The organism is Catellatospora sp. NPDC049111 (genome assembly GCF_040648615.1).
In the GTDB taxonomy this organism is placed as follows: domain Bacteria; phylum Actinomycetota; class Actinomycetes; order Mycobacteriales; family Micromonosporaceae; genus Catellatospora; species Catellatospora aurea.
This window is the reverse complement of sequence record NZ_JBEZEB010000013.1, coordinates 156,686-180,226: the sequence shown is the minus strand read 5'-3', so window position 1 is coordinate 180,226 and position 23,541 is coordinate 156,686. Positions and strand designations below refer to the sequence as shown.

20 protein-coding genes are annotated in these 23,541 nt (G+C 71.3%); 9 read left to right on the top strand and 11 right to left on the bottom strand.

Going from position 1 to position 23,541, the window contains the following annotated elements; all coding sequences use genetic code 11:
• From AB0B66_RS20575 to AB0B66_RS20565, 3 genes are all read left to right on the top strand, one after another.
• On the top strand, window positions 1-285 hold a 285-nt coding region (locus tag AB0B66_RS20575), incomplete at its 5' end, for an ABC transporter permease subunit (protein ID WP_360531879.1).
• A gap of 138 nt (window positions 286-423) precedes the next feature.
• The gene (locus AB0B66_RS20570; protein ID WP_360531909.1) at window positions 424-1,407 is read left to right on the top strand and encodes a LacI family DNA-binding transcriptional regulator; all 984 of its coding nucleotides are present in this window, start codon (window positions 424-426) and stop codon (window positions 1,405-1,407) included.
• Window positions 1,408-1,614: 207 nt separating this feature from the next.
• On the top strand, window positions 1,615-2,637 hold the full coding sequence (locus AB0B66_RS20565) for a LacI family DNA-binding transcriptional regulator (RefSeq protein ID WP_360531876.1): 1,023 nt from the start codon (window positions 1,615-1,617) through the stop codon (window positions 2,635-2,637).
• A 265-nt stretch (window positions 2,638-2,902) separates the two neighbouring features.
• Here the strand turns inward: AB0B66_RS20565 and AB0B66_RS20560 are convergent, their stop codons facing one another.
• The 4 genes from AB0B66_RS20560 to AB0B66_RS20545 all read right to left on the bottom strand — a co-directional run bounded on the left by AB0B66_RS20560 (window position 2,903) and on the right by AB0B66_RS20545 (window position 8,972).
• Window positions 2,903-3,541 carry a dihydrofolate reductase family protein gene (locus AB0B66_RS20560; RefSeq protein ID WP_360531873.1) on the bottom strand — a complete coding sequence of 213 codons (639 nt, stop codon included), beginning with the start codon at window positions 3,539-3,541 and terminating at the stop codon, window positions 2,903-2,905.
• Between the two features lie 242 nt (window positions 3,542-3,783).
• A complete protein-coding gene (locus AB0B66_RS20555; protein ID WP_360531870.1) occupies window positions 3,784-5,913 on the bottom strand; it encodes a diguanylate cyclase in 2,130 nt (709 codons plus the stop codon).
• 196 nt (window positions 5,914-6,109) lie between these two features.
• Window positions 6,110-7,768 carry a beta-1,3-glucanase family protein gene (locus AB0B66_RS20550; RefSeq protein WP_360531867.1) on the bottom strand — a complete coding sequence of 553 codons (1,659 nt, stop codon included), beginning with the start codon at window positions 7,766-7,768 and terminating at the stop codon, window positions 6,110-6,112.
• A 262-nt stretch (window positions 7,769-8,030) separates the two neighbouring features.
• Complete coding sequence (locus tag AB0B66_RS20545) at window positions 8,031-8,972, bottom strand: hypothetical protein (protein ID WP_360531864.1); 942 nt, start codon at window positions 8,970-8,972, stop codon at window positions 8,031-8,033.
• 218 nt (window positions 8,973-9,190) lie between these two features.
• Here AB0B66_RS20545 and AB0B66_RS20540 point away from each other — a divergent pair, with 218 nt between their 5' ends.
• Both AB0B66_RS20540 and AB0B66_RS20535 read left to right on the top strand, forming a co-directional pair.
• A complete protein-coding gene (locus AB0B66_RS20540) occupies window positions 9,191-9,466 on the top strand; it encodes a hypothetical protein (RefSeq protein WP_360531861.1) in 276 nt (91 codons plus the stop codon).
• A gap of 81 nt (window positions 9,467-9,547) precedes the next feature.
• The gene (locus AB0B66_RS20535; protein WP_360531858.1) at window positions 9,548-10,051 is read left to right on the top strand and encodes a hypothetical protein; all 504 of its coding nucleotides are present in this window, start codon (window positions 9,548-9,550) and stop codon (window positions 10,049-10,051) included.
• A 140-nt stretch (window positions 10,052-10,191) separates the two neighbouring features.
• On the opposite strand, the gene AB0B66_RS20530 is transcribed toward AB0B66_RS20535, so the two are convergent.
• Both AB0B66_RS20530 and AB0B66_RS20525 read right to left on the bottom strand, forming a co-directional pair.
• Window positions 10,192-11,595, bottom strand: coding sequence for a VCBS repeat-containing protein (locus AB0B66_RS20530; protein ID WP_360531855.1), 1,404 nt, complete (start codon window positions 11,593-11,595; stop codon window positions 10,192-10,194).
• 77 nt (window positions 11,596-11,672) lie between these two features.
• Window positions 11,673-11,933, bottom strand: coding sequence for a hypothetical protein (locus AB0B66_RS20525; protein WP_360531853.1), 261 nt, complete (start codon window positions 11,931-11,933; stop codon window positions 11,673-11,675).
• 420 nt (window positions 11,934-12,353) lie between these two features.
• On the opposite strand from AB0B66_RS20525, the gene AB0B66_RS20520 reads away from it, so the two are divergent.
• Entirely contained in the window at window positions 12,354-13,325 is a 972-nt protein-coding gene (locus AB0B66_RS20520) for a helix-turn-helix transcriptional regulator (RefSeq protein ID WP_360531850.1), read from the top strand.
• Window positions 13,326-13,442: 117 nt separating this feature from the next.
• Here the strand turns inward: AB0B66_RS20520 and AB0B66_RS20515 are convergent, their stop codons facing one another.
• On the bottom strand, window positions 13,443-14,564 hold the full coding sequence (locus AB0B66_RS20515; protein ID WP_360531847.1) for a hypothetical protein: 1,122 nt from the start codon (window positions 14,562-14,564) through the stop codon (window positions 13,443-13,445).
• A 58-nt stretch (window positions 14,565-14,622) separates the two neighbouring features.
• Here AB0B66_RS20515 and AB0B66_RS20510 point away from each other — a divergent pair, with 58 nt between their 5' ends.
• The gene (locus tag AB0B66_RS20510; RefSeq protein WP_360531844.1) at window positions 14,623-15,075 is read left to right on the top strand and encodes a MarR family transcriptional regulator; all 453 of its coding nucleotides are present in this window, start codon (window positions 14,623-14,625) and stop codon (window positions 15,073-15,075) included.
• A gap of 354 nt (window positions 15,076-15,429) precedes the next feature.
• Window positions 15,430-18,759, top strand: coding sequence for a S8 family serine peptidase (locus AB0B66_RS20505; protein ID WP_360531841.1), 3,330 nt, complete (start codon window positions 15,430-15,432; stop codon window positions 18,757-18,759).
• Between the two features lie 60 nt (window positions 18,760-18,819).
• On the opposite strand, the gene AB0B66_RS20500 is transcribed toward AB0B66_RS20505, so the two are convergent.
• Both AB0B66_RS20500 and AB0B66_RS20495 read right to left on the bottom strand, forming a co-directional pair.
• Complete coding sequence (locus AB0B66_RS20500) at window positions 18,820-19,416, bottom strand: HAD family phosphatase (RefSeq protein WP_360531906.1); 597 nt, start codon at window positions 19,414-19,416, stop codon at window positions 18,820-18,822.
• A gap of 13 nt (window positions 19,417-19,429) precedes the next feature.
• Window positions 19,430-20,395, bottom strand: coding sequence for a YafY family protein (locus AB0B66_RS20495; protein ID WP_360531838.1), 966 nt, complete (start codon window positions 20,393-20,395; stop codon window positions 19,430-19,432).
• A gap of 63 nt (window positions 20,396-20,458) precedes the next feature.
• Between AB0B66_RS20495 and AB0B66_RS20490 the strand changes: the two genes are divergently transcribed.
• Entirely contained in the window at window positions 20,459-21,610 is a 1,152-nt protein-coding gene (locus AB0B66_RS20490) for an epoxide hydrolase (protein WP_360531835.1), read from the top strand.
• A gap of 62 nt (window positions 21,611-21,672) precedes the next feature.
• Here AB0B66_RS20490 and AB0B66_RS20485 read toward each other — a convergent pair whose 3' ends face one another.
• Together AB0B66_RS20485 and AB0B66_RS20480 are read right to left on the bottom strand one after the other, a co-directional pair.
• On the bottom strand, window positions 21,673-22,029 hold the full coding sequence (locus AB0B66_RS20485) for a VOC family protein (protein ID WP_360531832.1): 357 nt from the start codon (window positions 22,027-22,029) through the stop codon (window positions 21,673-21,675).
• Between the two features lie 142 nt (window positions 22,030-22,171).
• Window positions 22,172-23,503 carry an MFS transporter gene (locus AB0B66_RS20480; protein WP_360531829.1) on the bottom strand — a complete coding sequence of 444 codons (1,332 nt, stop codon included), beginning with the start codon at window positions 23,501-23,503 and terminating at the stop codon, window positions 22,172-22,174.
• Between the last annotated feature and the right edge of the window lie 38 nt (window positions 23,504-23,541).

The following is a 23,541-nucleotide window of genomic DNA, read 5'->3' as shown; positions in this document are numbered from 1 at the left end:
TTCTTCTGGCGCGTCCTACTCCCCATGGCCAAACCAGCCCTGGCCACCGTCTCCGTCCTGGCCATCGTCGCCAGCTGGAACAACTTCTTCCTGCCCCTGGTCGTGTTCACCGACCAGAGCTGGTGGACCCTCCCGGTAGGCGTCCAGGCCTTCCAAGGCCAATACGCCGACGACACCGCCAAAGTCCTCGCCTACGTCGTCCTGTCCATGATCCCCGCCCTCGGCTTCTACGCCGTCGCCGAACGCCAGCTCATCGGCGGCCTCGCCGGCAGCATCAAGGGCTGATCCAACCTGCCCGCCACGGGCGCGGTCGTGCGGCGCAGCAGCTCGATCGGGCTGCTGCGCCGGGCCTTCGCCGCCGCACGCTCACCGAAGACGAAAGGGCGACCCGCCGTGGACGACAACCGGAAAGTGACCATCGCGGTGATCGCGCGCCTGGCCGGGGTGTCCGTGCCGACGGTCTCGCGCGTCATCAACGGCCGCTCCGACGTCTCCCCGCAGACCCGCGAACGCGTCGAGGAACTGCTCACCCGCCACGGCTACCGCCGCCGCCCGCCGAGCATGCGGGCCAGCTCCGGACTGATCGACCTCGTCTTCAACGACCTCGACAGCCCCTGGGCCGTCGAGATCATCCGCGGCGTCGAGGACGTCGCCCACGCCGCCGGCATCGGCACCGTGGTGTCCGCCATCCACCGGCGCACCTCGGCGGCCAAGCAGTGGTTGGAGAACCTGCGCACCCGATCCACCGAGGGCGTCATCTTCGTGACCTCCACGTTGGAGCCGCCGCTGCAGGCCGAACTGCGCCGCCTCAACATCCCTGTCGTCATCGTGGACCCCGCGGGCGTGCCCCCGCAGGAGGCTCCGACCATCGGCGCGACCAACTGGGCCGGCGCACTGCGCGCCACCGAGTACCTCATCGGCCTCGGCCACACCCGCATCGGCTTCATCGCCGGCCCGCCGCAGCTGATGTGCAGCCGCGCCCGCATCGACGGCTACCGGGCCGCACTCGAGGCCGCCGGCATCACCTTCGACGACAAGCTCGTCCACCTCGGCAACTTCTACCACGAGGCCGGTTTCGCCGGCGGCAGCCAGCTGCTGCGGCTGCCCGACCCGCCGACCGCCATCTTCGCCTCCAGCGACCAGATGGCCCTGGGCGTCTACGAGGCCATCCGCCGCCGCGGCCTGCGCGTGGCCGACGACATCAGCGTCGTCGGCTTCGACGACCTGCCCGAGGTGCGGTGGTGCTCGCCGCCGCTGACCACGGTCCGCCAGCCGCTGGCCGAGATGGGCCTGCTGGCCGCGCGCACCGTGCTGCGCCTGGCCCAGGGGGAGAAGGTCGAGAGTCCACGCCTGGAGCTGGCCACCGAGCTGGTGGTACGCGACAGCGCCGCGGCCCCGCGGGGCTGACCGACGTCGTGTGGTGCGGCGTGCCGCCCGGAGCCGCCGCACCACGCGTCCTCAGCGCCTGATCCCGTGACAAAATCTTGACCGGTAACAAGTATCGGTAGTCGCGCGAAACTTTCATGGCTACGCTGAGCCCAGGCTGCCGGCGTCCTGACCGGCGGCCGCTGCGGCGGCACCCCCTGCCGTCGCGCCGGGCCTGAGGAGCTGTCTGTGGCTGAGAAAGATACGCGCAAAGTCACCATCGCCGCGATCGCCGATCTGGCCGGGGTGTCCGTGCCCACGGTCTCGCGCGTGCTCAACGGCCGCTCCGATGTGGCCGTGCAGACCCGCGAACGGGTCGAGGAACTGCTCACCCGCCACGGCTACCGCCGCCGCCCGTCGGCCGCCCGCACCAGCTCCGGCCTGCTGGACCTGGTCTTCCCCGACCTCGACAGCCCCTGGGCCGTCGAGATCATCCGCGGCGTCGAGGACGTCGCGCACGCCGCCGGCATCGGCACCGTGGTGTCGGCCATCCACCGGCGCAACGCCTCGGCCAAGCAGTGGCTCGACGGTGTACGCAGCCGGGCGACCGAGGGCGTCATCTTCGTGACGTCGATGGTGGAGCCGCCGCTGCAGGCCGAGCTGCGCCGCCTCAACATCCCGGTGGTGCTCGTCGACGCCGACGGCATCCCGCAGCAGGACGCGCCCACCGTCGGCGCGACCAACTGGGCCGGCGGCCTGGCCGCGACCGAGTACCTGATCCGGCTGGGCCACCGGCGCATCGGGTTCATCACCGGCCTGCCCCAGCTGATGTGCAGCCGGGCCCGGATGGACGGCTACCGCGCCGCGATGGAGTCGGCCGGGCTGCCGGTCGACGACGGCCTCGTCTACCAGGGCGACTTCTACCACGAGTCCGGGTTCGCGGGCGGCACGCACCTGCTGCGGCTGCCGGACCCGCCGACGGCGATCTTCGCCTCCTGCGACCAGATGGCGCTGGGCGTGTACGAGGCCGTACGCCAGCAGGGCCTGCGGGTCGGCGACGACGTCAGCGTGGTCGGCTTCGACGACCTGCCCGAGGTGCGCTGGTCGTCGCCGCCGATGACGACGGTCCGCCAGCCGCTGGCCGAGATGGGCATGGTCGCCGCCCGCACCGTGCTGCGCCTGGCCAGGGGCGAGCACGTGGAGAGCCCGCGGATGGAGCTGGCCACCGAACTCGTCGTGCGCGACAGCGCCGCCCCGCCCCGTGTTCGATAGGGATGCACCGATAGTTTCCGGAAGTTGTTGACTCATTCTCGGTCGCCCGCCCAGTATGGTGATCGCATCAATCGATGTGTGTCCAGCTCTCGAAGCCGCACGACCACCGCTGACGGGTGCGGCCCGGTTTCGGGACGCACATCGCAGTGGGCTGCCCCCCGCCCGGACGGCGGCCCACCCTCCCTTCCGCTGCGCCGGATCCCCGGCCACCAGTGGGGTGGGGCCGGGGCGGGAGCCCGTGACCGAGGCCGGTCGCGGGCTCCCGTCACCCGGGCGGCGGCGGTCCCGATCGGGCCGCCGCCGCTGCCGGGCGCACCGGCTCGTAGCGCACGTGGGTCACCAGGCCGGTGTGCCGGACCCCGACCTGCACCAGGTCGGTGCGCTCGACTCCGGCGAACAGCCGCTCGCCGCGCCCGAGCAGCACCGGCGCGATGTGCAGCCGCAGCTCGTCGATCAGACCGGCGGCCAGGAACTGGTTGACCGTCGCGGCCCCGCCCGCGATCGCGACGTTGCGGTCGCCCGCGGCGGCCCGTGCCCGGACCAGGGCATCGGCGATGCCGCCGGTCACGAAGTGGAACTCGGTGCCGCCCGCCATCTTCGCCGGCTCGCGCTCGTGGTGGGTGAGCACGAACACCGGCGCGTGGTACGGCGGCTCGTCGCCCCACCAGCCGGTCCAGTCGAGATCCCAGTCGCCGCGGCCGGGACCGAACATGTTGCGGCCCATGATGAACGCCCCCGCGTCGAGCACGTCGGCCAGCTCGGCGGCGTTGTTCTCCGGCTCGTCGAACATCCAGCGGTGCAGGCTCTCACCGACTCCGTCGCCGAAGGGCGCGTCGGCGCGCTGGTTCGGGCCCGCGGTGAAGCCGTCCACCGACATCGCCATGTCACAGGTGACCTTGCTCATCGTGCGCTCCTCGTCTGTCGCGGGGCGGCCGCCCCGTCTGACCATAGGTCGGAGACGCGCGACGTTTCTCGACACGCTCGCGGGAATCATTTCCGCGCGCATCGGGGTCCCATGATCGTCCGACTTGCCAGGCACCTGTGCGTATCTCGACCTCGCATTCGCCCGTGTGCCTGGCAAATCGAGCGACCTTGGTGCGGGTCGCGCCCTGCTTGAGCGGCGGGTGCTGCGGGTGGGTCGCCGGCTCAGCGGGCGGCGGTGCTTCCCTCGTTCCGGGCCGTGATGGGGGCGGGCACGGCGGTCGGCACGGCAGCCGGCTCGGTGAAACGCGCCGGATCGTCGAGCGCGCCGTCGTCGAGCAGTCCCAGGAACGCGTCCAGGACCACGGGATCGAATCGGGTGCCGCGCCCCCGGGCCAGCTCGTCGCGGCCGTCCGGCGGCGACGCCCCGGGCGGGATCGGGTCGTCGCCGCGCAGGACGGCCCAGGCGTCGCACACGGCGATGATCCGTGCCCCGACCGGGATGTCCGAGCCGGCCAGGCCGTACGGGTAGCCGGTGCCGTCGTGGCGCTCGTGATGGGCGGCGACCAGTTGCGCCAGGTCCGAGCGTCCCGCCAGCTCGACGAGCAGGCGCGCGCCCTGCGCCGGATGGCCGAGGTCCTCGGCCCGGCCGGGGCCGCGCGGCTCGTCGGGCAAGCGTCCGGCCAGGCTGGTGATCCGGCCGATGTCGTGCACCCGGGCGGCGGCCGCGGTGCGGCGCTGATCGGCCTCGTCCAGCCCGAGCCGCGAGGCGGTCCGAAACGCCCAGCGCGACACCGCGGCGGCGCATTGCCGGTCGCCGAGCGCCCGGTCGATCCGGTCGGCCAACCACACCAGCGCCGGGGGCAGGTCGGTGATCGGGTCCGCGGCGCTCGCCGAGGCCTGCCCGGAGCCGACGACGCGGTCTCGGCCGAGCGCCTTGGCCCGGTATACGGCCTGGTCGGCCTCGTCGATGAGGGCGTCCGTGTCGATCCGTCCGCGCTCGGGCTCGTCGGTGGCGACCCCGAGCGAGGCGGTGAGCGTCACCGGCTCGGGCACCCCGGCGACGGCCGTCGGGGTGCTGCGCAGGGTCTGCCGCAGCCGCTCGGCCAGCTCGTACGCGGCCGGGGCGGGGGTGCCCGGCAGCAGGCAGACGAACTCCTCCCCGCCGTAGCGGCACAGCAGGTCGCTGCCGCGCACCTCGCGGCGCAGCCGCTGGGCGACGTCGGCCAGGACGGCGTCGCCGACAGTGTGGCCGTAGGTGTCGTTGATGTCCTTGAAGTGGTCGAGGTCGATGAGGATCAGGCTGAGCGGCAGGCGGCGGCGCTCGGCGCGGTCGGCCTCGACGTCGATCATCTCCTTGAAGAAGCGCCGGTTGTAGAGGCCGGTGAGCTGGTCGGTGATCGCGGCGGTGCGCAGCCCCTGGGTGAGCCGGGCCCGGTCCCGGGTGGCGACCACCTGGCGTACCAGCAGCCCCAGCAGCAACACCATGGTGACCACGAGCGTCACCAGGCTGAGCCGCCCGACCAGGACGAGGTCGGCGACGGCGAGGCCGCCGACCGCGAGCACGGCCACCACGGCCGGCAGGAACGCCAGGTCCGGCTCGAAGGCCCGGGGCTGATCGCCCTCCGCTCGGCGGCCGGCCACGACGGCAGCCACGCAGAGCAGCACGGCTTCGATCTGCCAGCCGAGGTTCACCCAGCTGGAGCTCTGGTACTTGTCGACGGCGGTCAGGTAGGCGTATGCGCCGTCGGTGACGGCGGCCAGGCCGAACGCGCAGCCCACGATGATGATCGAGCGGGGCACCTGGCGCACGCCGCTCAGCATGACGGCCACCAGGATGCTGACGATGCTCACGGAGAACACCGGATAGAGGAACGTGACCAGGGCGGGCACGCTCCAGCTGCTCGGCACGAGCGGGCTGATCAGCGTCTGCCAGCCGATCGCCGCCGCGCCGGCGGCCACCAGCAGGGCGTCGAGCAGCCCCTGGGTCCGGCCGAGCACGCCCAGGCCCAGGCCGATCACAATCGCAGGCAGCGCCACGGCGTAGGAGAGCAGGTATGCGGCGTCGGCGAACGACGGCACGGGCGCGCCCTCGGGCGACAGGTAGGAGTAGACGGCCCAGGTGGACTCGCCGATGAGCCACAGCGAGTTCGACACGATCAGCAGCCGCCACGCGGTGCCGACGCGTTGGCGGGTGCGGCTGGCGGCGAACACGGCCAGCGCCGTGGCGGCCGCGATCGGCACCAGATAGATCACCTCGCCGACCAGGCGGGAGGCGGCGGGGGAGTCGCGGGTCGTCCGCAGCAGGATCGCGTACAGCACCACCCAGGCGATGCCGGCGAGCACGACGCCCATCACGGCCCGGTCGCGTCCGGCCGTCCGGGTCTCGAGTGCGCCCTCGTCTACCGCCGTGACGAGCCTCCCGGTGGTGAGAAAACTACCCTCTGTCCAAGTCTGGCACAGTGCCCGGGTCGCGGGGCCGGTCGCCGAGGTTCGCCCGACACGGGACGGGGCCGCCGGGCGGTCACCCGGCGGCCCCGTCCTGGCCCGGTCAGGGCTGCGCGGTAAGCCGGAACGACTGCGCGCCGGTGCCGTTGCAGGTGTACTGCACCAACTGGACGCTGTCGGCCGTCGACGCCGCGGGGACGTCGAGGCACTTGCCGCTGTGCCGGGACACGAAGTGGTAGTACCCGCCGCCCTCGGACACGGGCAGCCACTGCTGGTTGTTGCCCCCGCCGTAGGTCCACAGGTGGATCAGCGCGTTGTCGGCGCCGGACACCCCGTTGACGTCGAGCACCTGGGCGGAGTTGTTGCGGTTGTTGATCCGCACGTAGCCGCCGCTGGTCGGCTGGAACAGGTACTGCTGGGCGAACGTGTTGTTGCAGGTGTACTGCTGGATCGCGGTGCCGTTCGCGGTGCCGGAGGAGCGGGCGTCGACGCACTTGTTGCTGGTCTTGTTGATCACGCTGTACCAGGTCGTCGACGAGATCGGGCCGCTCGGCGGGGGACCGCCCGCGCCGAACGGGCTCAGGACGATGCTCGCCGAGCGCGGGTCGCCGTCGTGCACCAGCGACTCGAACGCGCCGACGTCGTCGAACGCGAACGCGTACGCCTTGCCGTCGGCCATGTTCGCGTGAATGATCTTGGCGTACTGGTTGGTGGGGCTGTTCTGGTAGAACTGGGCCGCGTTGGTGCTGGGCTGGGTGTCGATCGTGCCCAGCGTGCCGCGGTTGAGCGCGGCGCACAGCGTGCGCGCGATCGGGCCGACGACCAGGTCGTTGGGCGCCTGCAGGTTGCCGTCGCAGCCCCACACGTGGGCGCTGGTCGGCTTGTTGAACGAGGCCACCTGCTGGCCCGCGGAGTTGGTGAAGTTCATGACGTTGCCGCTGGTCCGCCCGAAGTAGCGGGTGTTGGGCTGGTCGGTGAACGGCACCACGGTCAGCGTCTTGGACGCGTACGCGTTCCAGGCCGAGGTGATGTAGCCGTCGAGGTAGGTGGCGCTGAACAGCCCGGCTCCGGCCGCCTTGCCCGGGGCGAGCACGCGCAGCACGGTGCCGTCGGAGGGCCGGGTGTAGACGGTGTTCGCCCAGCCCGACTGCGCCCGGATCTGGTTGATGACGTTGTCGCGCCCGTTGGAGACGACGTCGCCGGTGCGCTTGGTCGCCCCGGACGCGCCGGTCACCGTCACCGCGTGCGGCACCGAGAACATGTCGACCTGGGAACTGTTGATCCACAGGCCGGCGTCGTTGTAGGTGAACTCGCTCCAGTCGAACAGGATGTTGTAGTTGGCGTCGCCCGACGCCCAGGGCGCGGGCTGGACGAGGCCGTCGGGGGTGAGGAAGAACTTGAGTTTCTCGCCGAAGGAGAAGTAGGCCCGGCCGGAGAAGCCGCGCGGGAAGCGGATGGTGCTGCTGCCGCCGTTGCCGGGACCGGCGATGGACACGTCGGGGGCCGGTGACGGCGGGATCTGCCCGCCGGTCCACGGCGTGAACGCGCCCGCGGCGTTGACGTAGCCGAGCCGGCCGGTGCTGAGCTGCACACCGATGACGTACAGGTAGACCGCGTCGCCGCGGCCGGTGTTGTTGGTGACGGTGACGGGGAGCGGGTCGGGTCCGATCGCCTGGGCGGGCGAGGCGGTCGCGGCGACGGCCAGCGGGACTGCCAGCGCGGTCGCGGCGAGCGCGCCGAGGACCTTTCGTCTGGTACGCATGTCGCGGAACCTCACATTCTCGATGAGGTGGACGGATCCCGCAGCGGGCGACTGCGAGAGCGCTCTCCAGGCCTCGTCGGGTCCGGGACTGTTCCCGGACCCGACCACGATGCAGGGCTACATCGCGATGACACAAGTTCCCGAGTGCTTGAGAGAGCGCTCTCACGATACGATGCGCGCAAATCCCCGGTCAATAGACGGTGAACGATGACGAGCCGGGCCGCGCACACCGCGCGGCCCGGCTCGGGTGCCCGGCTTCGGGTCAGTGCACGAACTCCGTGGTGACGTTCGCGTCGACAAGGTCGCCGAAGCCGTACACCCAGGCCTGGCCGATCGGGTCGCCGAGCTGGGCGCGCAGCCAGTAGGCGCTCCAGCGGGCCGCGGTCTCCACGCTCTGCGCCTGGGCGAGGGTCTGCGGGGACAGGTCGGGCCGCGCGCCGGCCGGGTTCTGCGCGTCGGTGATGCCGTAGTGGTTGGCTCCGAGCACGCCGGCGTACAGCTTGGGCGGCGAGGTGACGCCCTGGTAGGTGGCGTAGCCGTTGGCCGGGCTGCCGACGCCGTCGGCGCTGCCCTGGATGAGGGCCACCGGGACCGTGTTGGCCACCGGCGGGGTGGTGCCGGTGCCGGGCTGGGTGTTGTTGGTCCCGTACAGCGCGACCGCCTTCAGCTGCGGCGGGGCGGGCGCGGGCACCGTGCAGAACGGCGGGGTGCACAGGCCGGTGGTCAGGTTCAGCGCCGCCGCGCCGCCGAAGGAGTGCCCGAGCAGCAGCAGCCTGCCCGGGTCGAGCGCGCCCAGCAGCGGCGAGCCGGCGCGGGCGTTCTCGGCCTGGGCCCACGTTACCGTCCAGCCGGCCTGCGCGCCGGTGGCGTAGAGGCCGGGCTGGCCGAACAGCACCTGGAAGTGGTTGGGCACGACGACCGCGAAGCCGTACGAGGCGACCTTGGCGGCGTAGCCCGAGTACTGCGCCTTGTCCACGTTGGCGCCCTGCAGCAGCAGCACCGCCGGCCACGGGTCGTGGGGTGAGCTGGTGACCGGGTGGTAGACGTCGGCGGCGTCGCCGTTGACGGTGCTCGCGTAGACGGTGACCGAGGAGTACGCGGCTGAGGCGGGCACGGGTGCGGCCAGCGCCGCGGTCACGGCGGCGAGGGTGGCGGTGAGAGCGGCGACGGCGGCACGCCGTACACGGTGGCTCGATGTTCTCACGACGAGGTTCCCGTTTCTGTAGGCGAAACAGTGTTTCGTATCGAGAGACATATTGGAGTCTGTGGCCACGTACGTCAATGCGTGGCGGCCCGGTCCGTCGATGCGCAAAACGACTCAAAGCCGAAAGAGCATTCGCAAAACGAGCTGCCGCCGCCGCATGATCGAAGCGGGAACGCCGGTCGTTTCCGCAGGTCGCCAGGGATGAGGGGAGCGCTGCCGTGGGGATCGAGGAAAAGTTCGTCAACCTGTCGCGCCGGTTCGTGGCGCGCACCGTGCAGACCGCCGGGCGGCTGGCCGGCTACCCGCGCTGGGAGATGGACGGCCGGCTGATGGGCGCCAAGATCGACGATGACGCGGCCCGGGAGGCGGACAAGGACCGGCTCAAGGCCCTGGAGGCGGTGAGCCGCTTCGCCGCGGAATGGCCCGGCCTGCTGGACACCCAGCGCATCCCACCCGTCGTGAGCACCGGCCCGATGCCGCATTTCCGTCCGTAGCAGTCCGCCTCGGACATAGCATGGCCTGCGAGAGTGCGTGAACAGGCCGCTGCGGCGCGCCGCGCGACGTCGGGGGAGCCCATGAGCACAGCCATCATGAACACGCTCACCGAGGGCGAGATGATGCTCGTCCGTGAGACCGAGCGGGAGCGGCTCACCGACCTCGACGAGGACGGTCTGCTCGACCTGCACGACCGCGTCCGGCGGGCGCGCAACAAGTACGTCAAGCTCTACCGCCGCCAGTCCGGCCTGCGTGTCGCCGAGTCCGGGGGGCGGGGCAAGGCCAACCCCAAGGGCACCCGCGACCGGCAGAAGGCCGAGGTGTTCGAGGACGCGCTGGCCCGGGTCAGCCGCGCCGTCGCGCTCGCCGCGAAGGCCAGCGCGCAGCAGCTCAAGGCCGAGCGGCTGCAGCTGGCCAAGGAGAGCCGCAACACCACCCCGCCCCGGCCCTCCCGCCCGCCGGCCAAGGCCCGGCCGAGCAGCCAGGTCGCCGACCGGTCACCGGACTCGCCGGGCCTGCGCAAGCGCCAGGCCTCATCCCGCGCGGCCGGGGCGCGCCGGCAGGCGGGCCGCGACAGCCGTTGACGTCGCGGGACCGGGGACGCGTGATACGGCGGCGGTTCGCCGACCCGAGCCGGTGGTAAAGCGCCCTGCCGACTGTGTGGCAGCAAGTGAGGGGCACGGCGCGCTGGACGCCGTGCCCCTCACCGCTCACCTGCAGCCGGTCAGTTCGTGCTCACCCCGCCGAACACCGGCACGTCGGTGCTCAGGCCGTAGTTGACGACGTAGTTGGTGCCGTTGCCGCTGCGGATGATGGACCAGTTGCCGGTCGAGGGCCGCCAGATCGCGACGTCGGTCTTGCCGTCGCCGTCGTAGTCGCCGGGCGTTGCCACGTCACCGGACTGGCCCCAGGTGACGACGTAGTTGGTGCCGTTGCCGCTGCGGATGATGGACCAGTTGCCGGTGGAGGGCCGCCAGATCGCGACGTCGGTCTTGCCGTCGCCGTCGTAGTCGCCGGGGGTCAGGACGTCGCCGCTCTGGCCCCAGGTCGTGTTCGTGACGGTGCCGGTGCTGCTCTTGCGGATGCTCCAGGTGCCGTTCGCCGGGTGGAACACGGCCTGGTCGGTCTTGCCGTCGCCGTCGAAGTCGCCGACCACGGGCTTGTCCCCGCTGACACCGAGGTTGACTGCGTAGTTGGTGCCGTTGCCGCTGCGGATGATGGACCAGTTGCCGGTCGAGGGCCGCCAGATCGCGACGTCGGTCTTGCCGTCGCCGTCGTAGTCGCCGGGCGTTGCCACGTCACCGGACTGGCCCCAGGTGACTGCGTAGTTGGTGCCGTTGCCGCTGCGGATGATGGACCAGTTGCCGGTGGAGGGCCGCCAGATCGCGACGTCGGTCTTGCCGTCGCCGTCGTAGTCGCCGGGGGTCAGGACGTCGCCGCTCTGACCCCAGGTCGTCGCGGAGCCGCCGCTGCCGCTCTTCATGATGTTCCAGGTGTTGGTCGACGGCCGGAGCACCGCCTGGTCGGTCTTGCCATCACCGTCGAAGTCCGCGATCCGCGGGCTGTCGATGATCTTCGTGTACCGATAGGCCTGGTAACCACTGGTGGCGTGCCCGTCCAGGGTCGCGTCGGAGAAGGAGTGGCCGGGGTTGAAATCGACCGGCGTCGAGCCGAAGGCGTAGTAGGAGAAGGTGCTGGCGCTCTCCCAGCCGCCGAAGAGGATGCCGTGTCCACTGGTGATCAGGAAGTCGCCCGGCTTCAGCTCCGAGCGGGAGATGGCGATGACATCCGGGTGGCTCGCGAACCCGCCGGTGCTCGGCTGGGTGCTCATGTGCAGGGCCATGGCGATGTAGCCCGAGCAGTCGGTCCGGTAGTTGTCTCCCTGCGGGTCCGGATAGGAGCCACTCTGGTTGTAGGAGATGCTGCCGGCGCGGTCCAGCCAGTACTCGGCACGCTCGATGACCTCCGCCCGGGTGATCGATCCGCCCTTGACCGATGCTGCATGGGCGGCCGTGGGCGTGGCCGACAGGTCGACGGCGAGGCCGACACTCGCGCCGAGCCCGGCAGCGAGGGCGAGGCCGAGCATGCCGCTGGCCAGCCTGCGGTACGTGGGGGTGTGGGTACGCATCGTGGTTTCCGTTCTGATGAAGGGTGTGAGTCATCGCGACGGGGCCCGGAGGACACCGCCTTGCCTTTACGAAAGAGTCAGATAAGTTGCCAGCCCTGCATTGCGGGGGCATCCAGTACGCGCTTGATCAATTCGATTGCCGCGTCGTGTGCGCGGCTTTCATCGGCTACTCGAATGAAGAGGGCGATCGCCATTGCTTCGGGTCGGATTCGAACTCTGATGTGCTCGACTCCTCCGTCCTGTCCGGCGTGAGCCCAGATCAGGTCGGTCAGGATCGGTTCGCTGCTCGCCAGTCGTGCCTGGTGGTCGCCCCGCAGGTTGATCTTGACGAGGTGCATGTCACCCCCATTCATTGCCGCCGTTCGTGGAAACGGCGGTCGAAGCGGCAGCGGCGGCCGGACTCTGGGCGAGGAACATTCCAGACAGAGAGAGGATTATCGCGATCACGGCCGCGCTCGTTGTACGCTTCATTTCCGTTTCCCCGTTTCCATCACTTTCCGAACCCCTTCGGCTCGCTGGAACAAGAATGTCCGAGCGAATTCGCGAAGTCATCGGAAACGCACTGGCACCAACGTGCCCTGCACTTTGGTGCCAGCAGCGGGCAGTCGAATGTGGCATGTTTCGGCAGCTCAAAGCCTGTACGTCGAACCATTCACTGCAAACAGCCGGAATGCCGTATCGGGTGCTAATCGGACATGCCTTGCGCCTTCCCAAGTCATGATCGATACTTCGGGCGAGCAAGTTACGGGGGTAATGAGATGCTCGCGCCGCTGGGAATCAGTGCATTCGCCGAGTCCGTGTACCGGGCGATGCTCGCCGACCACACGTTGGGTGTCGAGCAGCTCGCGGAGCGCCTCGAATCCACCGAGAAGCAGGTACGTCAGGCACTGGACCAGCTCGCCGACCTCTCCCTGCTGGCCGACGAACAGAGCGGTGCAGGTGTGCGCGCCGTCGGCCCGTCGGTCGGCCTCAACGCCCTGCTCGCTCGAGCCGAGTCCGAGATGCTGGAACGCCAGCGGCAGATCGCCGCTACCCGCGAGGCGGTTGCGGCGATCGCGCTCGAACAGGCGAGGCATGCCGAGCGCGACAACGCGGTGCGCCACGAGGGTGTCGATGCCGTCCGCGCACGTATCGCCGAGCTTTCGCGCGTCGTGCGCAGCGAGTGCCTGTCACTCAACCCGCGCAGCGCGCAGACTGCCGACGCCAAGGCCGCCAGCACTCCCCTGAACCAGCAGATGATCGAGCGCGGGGTGCGGCTGCGGTGCATCTACCAGGAGAGCTACCGCAACGATCCTGCCCTGGTCACCTATGCCCGCTGGTTGACGGGTCTGGGTGGCGGCCTGCGAACGACGTCCACCGTCCCGATGCTCGCCATCATCTACGACCGCGAGATCGCCATGCTGCCTCTCGACCCCGGCAATAGCAGGCTCGGCGCGGTCGAGGTCCGCAGTCCGGGGGTGGTAGCCGCCGTCCACGCGTTGTTCGAGCAGATCTGGGCCGGCGCGGTGGCTTTCGGGCAAGCCGCCCCCACCGACGCCAACGGCCTCGACTCGCAGTCGAAGCAGCTGATCCAGCTGCTGGCCGATGGGCAGACCGACGAGATGGCAGCCCGCAAGCTCGGCGTGTCGCTGCGCACCGTACGTCGGATGGCCGCAGACCTCATGGATCGCCTCGGCGCGCGCAGCCGCTTCCAGGCCGGCCTGGAAGCGGGTCGGCGGGGCTGGCTGTGATCAGCACGGTGCGCCTGCGCCTGCGGCCGGTCGGATGCTCGCGCCGCTTGCCCGGGTGAGCCCGGTCGCGGCTGGGGGCCGCCCGCTGTGAAGTGACCCGGTGCTCGGTGTTGTCGGTCAGCCCTTGGCGACGGCAGGCTCGAGCAGGTTGAGGGTGAGGTCGGCGAGGAAGCGGGTCAGTGCGGTCCGTTGCCGCCACACAGTGGTGAGCTGCTCGGTCGGCGGCGCGCCCAGCGTCTCGTACGGCAGCGAGGTGAGGGCGGCGCGGGCGGCCAGGCCCCCGACGTAACCGTAAGTGACCGCGTCCGGGTCGGGGTCGACGCCGTTGGTGCGCATGCCCTCGAGGTAGGCCGGCACGATCATGTCGTGGATCGCCGGCAGTGCGGCAGCGTCCACATGTCCGGCATGAGCCAGGCCGACCAGCAGCTGGCCGAGGTCGAAGCCGATCGCCAGCGGGCACTGGAACGCGACGTCGATGGCCACGAACACGTCCGGTTCGCCGCGCGGGACCAGCAGGTTCTGGGGGCTCGCGTCGCCGTGCGCCAGCGCCTGCGGCAGCGCGTCGAGCCGGTCCAGGATCTCGGGCACGGCCGCGGCGATGCGGCGCAGATCGTCGCGCAAGCGGGCGTCGACCGTGGACACGACCAGGGGATGGGCCCAGATCCCGTCCTCGTCGAGGGCGGGGACCGAGCCGCGCATGACCCGGTTGCCGACCAGCATCCGCAGCGCCCACCCCGGTTCGCCCGCGCCGGCGAGCAGCTCCGGGGTGCTGCGCAGGGCGGCGAGCCCGCCGAGCGCCGTGGCGGCGCGCCGGTAGTGGTCGAGGGTCCACTCGGCATCGGCGATGGCGTCGACGTCCTCCATCCACAGCAGCAGACGCTCGTCGTCCAGTTCGGTGATCCGGTACAGGACGGGGACGCGCAGCCCCTCCGGCAGGTGTCCGGCGAACGGCTGCTTCCACATCGCCAGCTCCTGCCGCCACGGCAGGGTCCGGCACAGCTCGTCCCGGAACTGCTCGGGCACCAGGTGCAGCAGCGGCCAGTGCCGCGGGTGGTGCACCAGTTTGACGAAGACGCTCCACGGGCGGCCGTCGCCCGCGCCGCGTACGCGGGCCAGGCCACCGGTGGCGGGGGAGCCGGACTGGTAGGCGATCGGCTCGACGTGCCAGGGGCCGGGGTCGGTGTCCGTGCCGAGCACGAGCTTGGCGACCTCGGCCACTTCCGTTGCGGACAGTTCCATCACCGGCTCCGGGATAGTAAGGCTACCTGACGACCTGGGGAGATAGTAAGGTAGCCTGATGAGTTCGGTCAACGGCGATCCCCCGCACGTGTTCGACCTGCTGGGGCAGGCGCTGACCGCCGGCCGGCGGGGCATGGAGGCCGAGGTCGCCGATGAACCGCACCACCTGCGCGGCTCGCATCTGCGACTGCTCTCGATGACCCCCGCCGAAGGGCTGCGCCCCACCGAACTCGCCGCCCGCGTCGGCATGACCAAGCAGTCCCTCGGCGAGTTCGTCGCCACCATGCAGCAGGCCGGTTTCCTGCACGTCGACCCGGATCCCGCCGACCGGCGCGCCCGCATCGTCCGCCCCACCGCCAAGGGCCTGCGCCTGCAGGCGCGCATCCTGGAGATCCTCGCCGAGACCGAGAACCGCTGGCGCGGCGAGGTCGGCGCGCGGGACTGGGCCGTCTTCCACCGGGTGCTGAGCCACCTTGCCGCCGGAAAGGCTCCCGCCGACGGTTCGCGTTGACCGGCCATACAAAGAATGTCCGGAAAGAGCGAAGGGCGTCCGCGTCGCTTCGCGGCCTCGCCCACCCGGATCGAAATGCGTCGGTGAAACGGCCGGGTTCGCACCGCGTCGGTTGATTGCGCCATCCGCGCGGCTGCGACCTGCGTCGATGTCATCGGTTCGGCTTCTTGTGCGCATCGTTTGGATCCTGTTCGGACACTGATTGACGACGTTCTGACCGTTGAGACTCTGGTGCCGGATTGCCTTCTTGTGCAACGATCCCTTCGCATTCCCCCTAGCGGCGCTCTCCTGTTCCGGACCGCTCTGCGGCTCCGTGCGCCGCCACCTCCGCTCAGGCCCTAGAAAGGTGTCCGGATGAGAACACCCAGGTGGCTACGAGCTGCGTTCGTGGGGGTTCTCGTCGTGCCGCTGACTGGCGCGACGTGGACCACTCCCGGAATGGCGGCTCCGCAGCCCTCGCCCTTCAAGGCGAACAAGGTGACGGCGACGTCGCACATCACGGCGGACAAGACCCCCAGCAGCCGCCTCGCGCAGACCGACCCGTCGCTGCTCGGCCGCACCGACACCGCCCTGGTGCCGGTGCTGGTGAAGCTCGACGTCGACGCCGTGGCGACCTACGCCGGCGGCATCGACGGCTACGCCGCGACCAGCCCGCGCGTCACCGGCAAGAAGCTGTCGGGCAACGCCGCGGAGAAGCGTTACGAGGGCTACCTCGCCCAGCGTGAGGACGCGTTCGTCAAGGCCCTCGGCAACGTCAAGGGCGCCAAGGCCGGGCAGCGGCTGCGCACCGTGTACGGCGGTGTCGCGGCGGTCGTTCCCGCCAACAAGATCGCCGACGTGCTGAAGATCCCGGGCGTGTCCGCGGTGCAGAAGGACGAGCTGCGCAAGACGCTCACCGACGCCAGCGCCCCGTTCATCGGCGCGACCTCGCTCTACCCGGGTCTGGGCGGCACCGCCAACGCGGGCAAGGGCATCATCATCGGTGTCATCGACACCGGTGCGTGGCCGGAGCACCCGTCCTTCGCCGACCAGGGCAACCTCGGCACCCCGCCGGCCAAGGCCGACGGCACGCCGCGCGAGTGCGACTTCGGCGACAACCCGCTGACCCCCGCCACCGACGTCTTCGTCTGCAACAAGAAGCTCATCGGCGGTGCCAAGTTCCTGGACACCTACGACGCGCAGACCGGCGACGACATGTACCCGTCGGCGCGCGACAGCGGCGGCCACGGCACGCACACCGCGTCCACCGCGGCCGGCAACAAGCTCACCTCGGCGACGGTGTTCGGCGTCGAGCGCGGTCCTCTGAACGGCGTCGCCCCGGGTGCGTGGGTGTCGGTGTACAAGGCCCTCGGCCCGCAGGGCGGCTACAGCTCCGACCTGGCCGCCGCCGCGCAGCAGGCGATCCTCGACGGCGTGTCGGTGATCAACTACTCGATCTCGGGCGGCAGCAACCCGTTCACCGACGCCGTGGAGCTCACGTTCCTCGACGCGTACGCGGCGGGCGTGTTCGTGTCGGCCTCGGCCGGCAACTCGGGCCCCGGCTCGGCGACCACCGACCACGTGTCGCCGTGGGTCACCACGGTCGCGGCGTCGACCCAGGTCCGTGAGTTCGTGTCCACCCTGACCCTCAAGTCGGGTGCGGACACCGTGGTGCTGCACGGCGCGTCGATCACCGCCGGTGTCGCCGAGCTGCCCGTGGTGATGGCGTCGTCGTACGGCGACCCGCTGTGCCAGGCCGACGCCCCCGCCTCGGTCGCCGGGAAGATCGTGGCGTGCCAGCGCGGCGTCAACGCGCGTGTGGAGAAGGGCTACCACGTCAAGGCGGGCGGCGCGGCAGGCATGATCCTGTTCAACGCCGCACTGGCCGACATCGAGACCGACAACCACTACCTGCCGACGGTGCACCTGGCCGACGGCACGCAGTTCAACGCGTTCGTGGCGGCCCACCCGGCCGGCATCACCGCGTCGTTCACGGCCGGGCAGAAGCAGAACGGCCAGGCCGACGTGATGGCGGCGTTCTCGTCGCGCGGCCCGGGCGGGCTGGGCATCAAGCCCGACATCACCGCCCCGGGCGTGCAGATCCTGGCGGGCAACACGCCCACCCCGGACGCCGTCGAGGGCGGCCCGGCGGGCGAGTACTTCCAGGCCATCGCCGGCACGTCCATGTCCGCCCCGCACATCGCGGGCGCGGCCGTGCTGCTCAAGGCCGCGCACCCGACGTGGACGCCCGGCCAGATCAAGTCCGCCATGATGACCACGGCGAAGACGTCGGTCGTCAAGGAGGACACGGTCACCCCGGCCGACCCGTTCGACCACGGTTCGGGCCGCCTGGACCTGACGAAGGCGTCCAACCCGGGCATCACCTTCGACGAGACCGCCGAGCGCATGTTCGCGCTGGGCAACGACCCGCTCGCGGCGGTGCACCTGAACCTGCCGTCGATCAACGTGCCGACCCTGCCGGGCCGGGTCTCGACGTATCGCACCGCGACCAACGTGAGCAACAAGGCGCAGACCTACAAGGTCACCACGTCGGCTCCGGCCGGGAGCAAGATCACCGTGGCGCCGGCGACGTTCACGCTGAACCCGGGCAAGTCCGTGAAGCTGAAGGTCACCATCGAGTCGAACGCGCCCACCGGGCAGTACTTCGGCCAGATCGACCTGGACGCGACCCGGGCCGGCATGCCGACCCTGCACCTGCCGGTGGCCTTCGTGCCGCAGCAGGGCAACGTCAGCCTGACCAGCACCTGCGCCGCGGGCTCGATCCCGCTGTCGGGCAACACCACCTGCACGGTGACCGCGACCAACAACGCGTTCGCCGACGCCGACGTCGACCTCAAGACGGTGCTCAACGGCAAGCTCAAGGCCACCGGCGTCACCGGTGCCACCCTGGACACGCCGTGGCAGGTCACCAAGAACAACGTCGCGCTGACCGGCGCCAAGCCGGGCGTGCCGTCGATCGCCCCGGGTGCGGGACCGGCGGGCTACATCCCGCTGGCGGCGTTCGGCATCACGCCGGACCCGCTCGGTGACGAGTCCGTCATCAACTACAACGTGCCGCCCTACGTGTACAACGGCATCACGTACACGTCGATCGGCATCCTCTCCAACGGTTACGCCGTCGTCGGCGGCGCCACCAGCGAGGACAACAACTGCTGCGCCCTGACCCAGATCCCGGACACCGCCCGCCCGAACAACGTGCTGGCACCGTTCTGGACCGACCTCGACGGCACCAACGACGAGGGCCTGCGGGTCGCGACGCTGACCGACGGCGTCAGCACCTGGCTGGTCATCGAGTGGCAGGTGGACGTGTGGGGCACCAACTCCAACCGCCACTTCCAGATCTGGATCGGCGTCAACGGCACGCAGGACATCTCGTACGCGTACGACGCGGCCGCGCTGCCCGCCGACCCGGGTGGTCAGGCGTACATCGTGGGCGCGGAGAGCGCTGACGGCACCGGCGGCGAGCAGCTCCCCGTCGGCACCCTGCCGACCGAGGACCTGGTCGTCACCAGCACCGACCCCGCCCCGGGCGGCTCGGTGTCGTACACGATCAACGTCCGCGGCATCCAGACCGGTTTCGGCGCTCTCACCACTGAGATGACCGCCTCGACCGTGCCGGGTGTCACCGTGGTCGGCTCCGCCGTGGTCGTGCAGAAGCCCGGCACCGCCGGGCAGCAGCCCTGATCGCAGTGAACTGAAGCCGGGGTGCGCGAACCTGCGCACCCCGGCTTTTCGCCGCCTGGGTCAGGCGGTCGCGCGCTGCCGGGGCGGCGGCACGCGTACCCACGCCATGCCCGCCGCGGTCGCCGCGGCCACGCCCAGGTCGGTGTCCTCGAACACCACGCAGTGCTCCGGTGCGACCCCGAGCCCCGCAGCGGCCAGCAGGAACGCCTCCGGGTCCGGCTTGGCCCGGGTGTAGTCCTCCGCACACACCATCAGGTCGAAGCGGTCCAGCAGGCCCAGCGTGGTCAGCGACGCGCTCACCGACGCGCGGGCGCCCCCGGAGACCACCGCGAACGGGATCCGCCCATAGGCGTCCTCGATGTGCGCCAGTACCTCCGGCACCGCGGTCAGCTGCGGCAGCAGCTGCTGGTACAGGCCCTCGCGGCGCTCGTCGACCTCGGCCACCGGCATCGCCAGGCCACGGGTGGCGTTCAGGTCGGCGATGATGTCGGGCACCGTGCGGCCGCCCCACGCGTAGAACAGGTCCTCCGGGAAGTCGCAGCCCCACTCGCCGACCGCCTGCGACCAGGCACGGTAGTGCAGCGGCATCGAGTCGGCGACGGTGCCGTCGCAATCGAACAGGTAGGCCCGGAACTCCCCGGGCGGCAGCGGCAGCATCACCCGCAGCAGGCTACCCGTGGGCCTCGGCCGCGCGGGCGGCCCGCCCGGCGATCTCGCGCAGGTAGGTGAGCAGCTCCGGTGGCTCGTGCACCTCGATCTCGCAGCCGAGCATCAGCAGCCGCCAGGCCAGCCACTCCAGCGGCTCAGTATGGCTGGTCAGCCGGCAACTGGTCGTGTCGATCGGCACCAGGTCGGCGGGGGAGTCGCCGATCCGTCCGGCCACCTGCTCCAGCGGCGCATGCAGGGTCGCCACCGCCCGGTACACCGGCGCGAGCTCGGTCAGTTTGCCCGTCACGTATGCGGCGGCGTCGGCGGCCGGCAGGGCTCGCGGCGCGCAGCGCTGCCCGGTCGGCCGCAACGCGCTGATCCGGTCCACCCGGAACATGCGCCAGTCGGCGCGGTCGGCGTCGTAGGCGACCAGATACCAGCGGCGGCCCGCGGACACCAGCTGATGCGGCTCGACCAGCCGCTCGCTGTCCGTGCCGTCGCGCCGCCGGTAGCCGAAGCGCAGCCGTTCCCGGTCGCCGACCGCCGCGGCCAGCGCGGTCAGGTGCTCCGGGTCGACCGTCGGGCCGTCCCAGCCGGTCATCGGCATGGTGGCCCGGCCGAGCACGCCGACCCGGTGCCGCAGCCGCGACGGCAGCACCTGTTCCAGTTTGGCCAGCGCGCGCACGGAGGCCTCGTCGATCCCGGTCACCGCGTGCACAGCCGCGGTGCGCAGGCCGACGGTGATCGCCACCGCCTCGTCGTCGTCGAGCAGCAGCGGCGGCATCGCCTTGCCGGCGACGAGGCGGTAACCGCCCACCGCGCCCATCGTCGCCCGCACCGGGTAGCCGAGGTCGCGCAGCCGGTCCACGTCGCGCCGGATGGTGCGCACGCTGACCTCCAGCCGGGCGGCCAGTTCGCTGCCGGGCCATTCGCGCGGGGTCTGCAGCAGCGACAGCAACGTCAGCAGCCGTGCGGGGGTGTCGGACATGGAGTCAAGAATGCCGGTCATGTGTGACAGAACCTGACCTACATCGGTCATAGCGTGTCTGCCATGACGCCTTTTCGGATCGACGTTCCCCAAGCCGACCTAGACGACCTGCGCGACCGGCTGGCCCGGACCCGCTGGCCCCGGCAGACGCCCGGGGACGGCTGGAGCCGCGGCGTGCCCCTGGACTACCTGCGGGAGCTGGCCGAGTACTGGGCGAGCGGCTACGACTGGCGTGCGCACGAGGCGCGGTTGAACGAGTTCCCGCAGTTCATCACCGAGATCGACGGCCTGGACGTGCATTTCCTGCACGTGCGCTCGCCGGAGCCGGACGCGCTGCCGCTGATCCTGACGCACGGCTGGCCGAACTCGATCGTCGAGTTCACCGAGCTGATCGGGCCGCTGACCGACCCGCGGGCGTTTGGCGCGGACCCCGCGCAGGCCTTCCACGTGGTGGTGCCGTCGGTGCCCGGGTTCGGGTTCTCCCAGGCACCGCAGCAGAGCGGTTTCACGGTCGGCCGCCTCGCCCGGATGTGGGCCGAGCTCATGCGCCGCCTCGGTTACGACCGCTACGGCACGCAGGGCGGCGACCTGGGCGCATACGTGGCCCCGGCGGTGGCGAAGGTCGCGCCGGAGCACGTGGTCGGCGTGCACATCGACGGCGGCTTCGGGTTCCCCACCGCGGCCGACGTGCCGGGGATGAGCGAGGCCGAACGTGCCGAGTGGGCGCAGATGCAGCAGTGGATGAGCGGCGGCGTGGATCATCACGCGCTGCTGCGGGCCGCGCCGCAGACCTTCGCGTACGCCTGGCACGACTCCCCGGTCGGGCTGCTGGCCTGGCTGACACAGAAGTTCAAGGAGTTCGCGTTCATGGCCGACACCCCGGACCAGGTCATCGACCGGGACCAGCTGCTCACCAACGTGAGCCTCTACTGGTTCACCGGCACCTCAGGGTCGTCGTCGTGGCCGATGTACGACCTGCTGACCCTGGCCGACGACGGCGGGTTCGCCTGGCCGCAGGGTCAGCGGGAGGTGCCGTCGGGGGTGTACGGCGGCGGTTCGGCGCTGATGCGGCGGCTCGCCGAACGCGACAACACCATCGTGCACTGGCCGCAGGGCAACCCCGGCAACCACTTCGTGGCGATGGAGCAGCCCGCGGCGCACGCGGCCGACATCCGCGCCTTCTTCGCCAAGGTGTGCGTGCCGGCGGACCGCTAGGACAAGGCCAGGGCGGCCCGGCCGATTCGGGCCGCCCTGTCGGCGAGGTCGCGGTGCGCGGGTCACCGGTCCTGGATCAGGCCGAGCACGTTGCCGTCGGGGTCGGTGACGGTGGCCACGAGACGGCCGCCGCCGACGTCCTGCGCGGGCTGCCGCACGGTCGCACCCGCGGCGGTGACCTCGGCGAGCTTCGCCTCGATGTCCGGCACGTGCCAGTACGTCACCGGCGAGGTCAGGCCGTACGGTCCGCCCGCGGGCACGAGGCCGATCTGCTGGCCGGCGGCGTCGAAACCGACGTAGTAAGCCGAGTCGGTCTGCGGCGGCACGCCGAGCAGGGCGCCGTACACGGCCTTCGCGGCGGCGAGGTCGGACACGGGGTGCAGCACGGTCTGGACGCCGTAGGTGGAAGAGGCGGTCATGATCACTCCTATGGTCGTGGGCCGTCTCGGCCCGTTCGGTGGGCTGTCTGCCGGTGGGAACTGGTCAAAGCTTGTCGTCTTCGAGGGATGCGGGCATCCGTGGCGACCACGGAACCGAGCACGGAACGCCAGTGCGCAGCGGTTAGGACCCCTGCAACGACGCTGCCCCGACGGCGGCCAGTGGAACGCCCTGCGCCACGGCCCGGACCGGGGCCGGTGCGGCGGCCGCCCCGCGCCGGCCGAACCGCAGCGCGGCCGCGACGGCCAGGCCCAGCGCGATCGTGAGCAGCGCGGAGATCAGCAGGGTGGTCCGGCCGCCGAGCGCCGTGACGACCGGCCCGCCGAGCAGCGTGCCCAGCCCCGTGGCGGGGGTGGTCAGCGCGGACCGGGCGGCGAGCACACGGCTGAGCACCTGCGGCGGAGTGCCGCGCTGGAACAGGGCGGTGGAGATCGCGGTGAACGGGCCGTAGATCAGGCCACCGAAAGCGAACCCGACCAGCCCGGGCACGACGGCGTCGGTCAACCCGAGCGGCAGCAGGGCGGCGCCCCAGCCGACGATGACGGCGACCACGACCCGCCAGGGCGGAAGGTGGCGCAGCAGCACCGTGGCGAGCGAGCCGGCCGTGGCCCCGATCCCGAACACGGTCCAGTACAGGCCGAGCAGGCCGGGTGAGCCGTGCAGGCCGTGCGCGACGTGCACCGGCAGGGCGACCTCGACCGGGCCGTACAGGAAGAAGAACACGCAGGTGACGGCGAGCAGCCCGAGCAGGCGCGGCCGGTCGAGGATGGCGCTCCAGCTGCTGGTCTCCGGTGCGTCTGGCAGGTCCGCAGTGCCGGCGGCCGTGGTCGCCTGCCGCGCGGCGAGCGTCCACGCGGCGACCGCCAGCACGGCGAAACTCACCGCGTCCACGCCGATCACCCAGCCCGGCCCCGTCAGCGCCGTCAGGCCGCCGGCCAGCCCCGGGCCGACGACGAACGCCGACTGCGCGAACGTCGACAGCAGCGCGTTACCGGTGACCTGGTCGTCCTCCGGAAGCAGCTCCGCGACCAGCGTGTACACCCCGGCGCTGCCCCAGGCGTGCAGCAGCGACGACACCGCCAGCAGCGCGACGAACACGACCGGTTCCAGCAGGCCGGTCACCGCCAGCGCCGCGACCGCGCCCAGCGTCACCGCGCGCACCGAGGCGTCCGCCGCGACCAGCTGCGCGGCCCGCAGCCGCCGCATCAGCGGGGCGAGCAGGGCCGCGCCGAGCGGGGCCGGTAGCGCATACGCCGCGACCGCCATCCCGGTCCAGACACCGGCCTGCCCGTCCGGGGCGATCTGCACCGCGAGCCACGCCACCGCGACCATGCTCATGCCGTCGCCGAGGGCCGAGACCAGCTGCGCGGGCAGGATCCAGCGCAGTGCCGGATGCCTGCCCAGCCGCCCGACGGAGCCGATCCAGGACCGCGCGCCGTTTCGCAGTTGCTTCATCTCGTGCTCCGTTTCCGAGTTCCCGTGTGCCTGCTCGC

What these genes read in the sequence shown, in the direction of transcription:
- AB0B66_RS20560 (WP_360531873.1), bottom strand. Translation starts at nt 3,541, where the DNA reads ATGAGCAAGGTCACCTGTGACATGGCGATGTCGGTGGACGGCTTCACC.
- AB0B66_RS20555 (WP_360531870.1), bottom strand. Translation starts at nt 5,913, where the DNA reads ATGGGCGTCGTGCTCGCCGGCATCGCCTGGGTGGTGCTGTACGCGATC.
- AB0B66_RS20550 (WP_360531867.1), bottom strand. Translation starts at nt 7,768, where the DNA reads ATGCGTACCAGACGAAAGGTCCTCGGCGCGCTCGCCGCGACCGCGCTG.
- AB0B66_RS20535 (WP_360531858.1), top strand. Translation starts at nt 9,548, where the DNA reads ATGAGCACAGCCATCATGAACACGCTCACCGAGGGCGAGATGATGCTC.
- AB0B66_RS20530 (WP_360531855.1), bottom strand. Translation starts at nt 11,595, where the DNA reads ATGCGTACCCACACCCCCACGTACCGCAGGCTGGCCAGCGGCATGCTC.
- AB0B66_RS20525 (WP_360531853.1), bottom strand. Translation starts at nt 11,933, where the DNA reads ATGCACCTCGTCAAGATCAACCTGCGGGGCGACCACCAGGCACGACTG.
- AB0B66_RS20520 (WP_360531850.1), top strand. Translation starts at nt 12,354, where the DNA reads ATGCTCGCGCCGCTGGGAATCAGTGCATTCGCCGAGTCCGTGTACCGG.
- AB0B66_RS20515 (WP_360531847.1), bottom strand. Translation starts at nt 14,564, where the DNA reads ATGGAACTGTCCGCAACGGAAGTGGCCGAGGTCGCCAAGCTCGTGCTC.
- AB0B66_RS20510 (WP_360531844.1), top strand. Translation starts at nt 14,623, where the DNA reads ATGAGTTCGGTCAACGGCGATCCCCCGCACGTGTTCGACCTGCTGGGG.
- AB0B66_RS20505 (WP_360531841.1), top strand. Translation starts at nt 15,430, where the DNA reads ATGAGAACACCCAGGTGGCTACGAGCTGCGTTCGTGGGGGTTCTCGTC.
- AB0B66_RS20500 (WP_360531906.1), bottom strand. Translation starts at nt 19,416, where the DNA reads ATGCTGCCGCTGCCGCCCGGGGAGTTCCGGGCCTACCTGTTCGATTGC.
- AB0B66_RS20495 (WP_360531838.1), bottom strand. Translation starts at nt 20,395, where the DNA reads ATGTCCGACACCCCCGCACGGCTGCTGACGTTGCTGTCGCTGCTGCAG.
- AB0B66_RS20490 (WP_360531835.1), top strand. Translation starts at nt 20,459, where the DNA reads ATGACGCCTTTTCGGATCGACGTTCCCCAAGCCGACCTAGACGACCTG.
- AB0B66_RS20485 (WP_360531832.1), bottom strand. Translation starts at nt 22,029, where the DNA reads ATGACCGCCTCTTCCACCTACGGCGTCCAGACCGTGCTGCACCCCGTG.
- AB0B66_RS20480 (WP_360531829.1), bottom strand. Translation starts at nt 23,503, where the DNA reads ATGAAGCAACTGCGAAACGGCGCGCGGTCCTGGATCGGCTCCGTCGGG.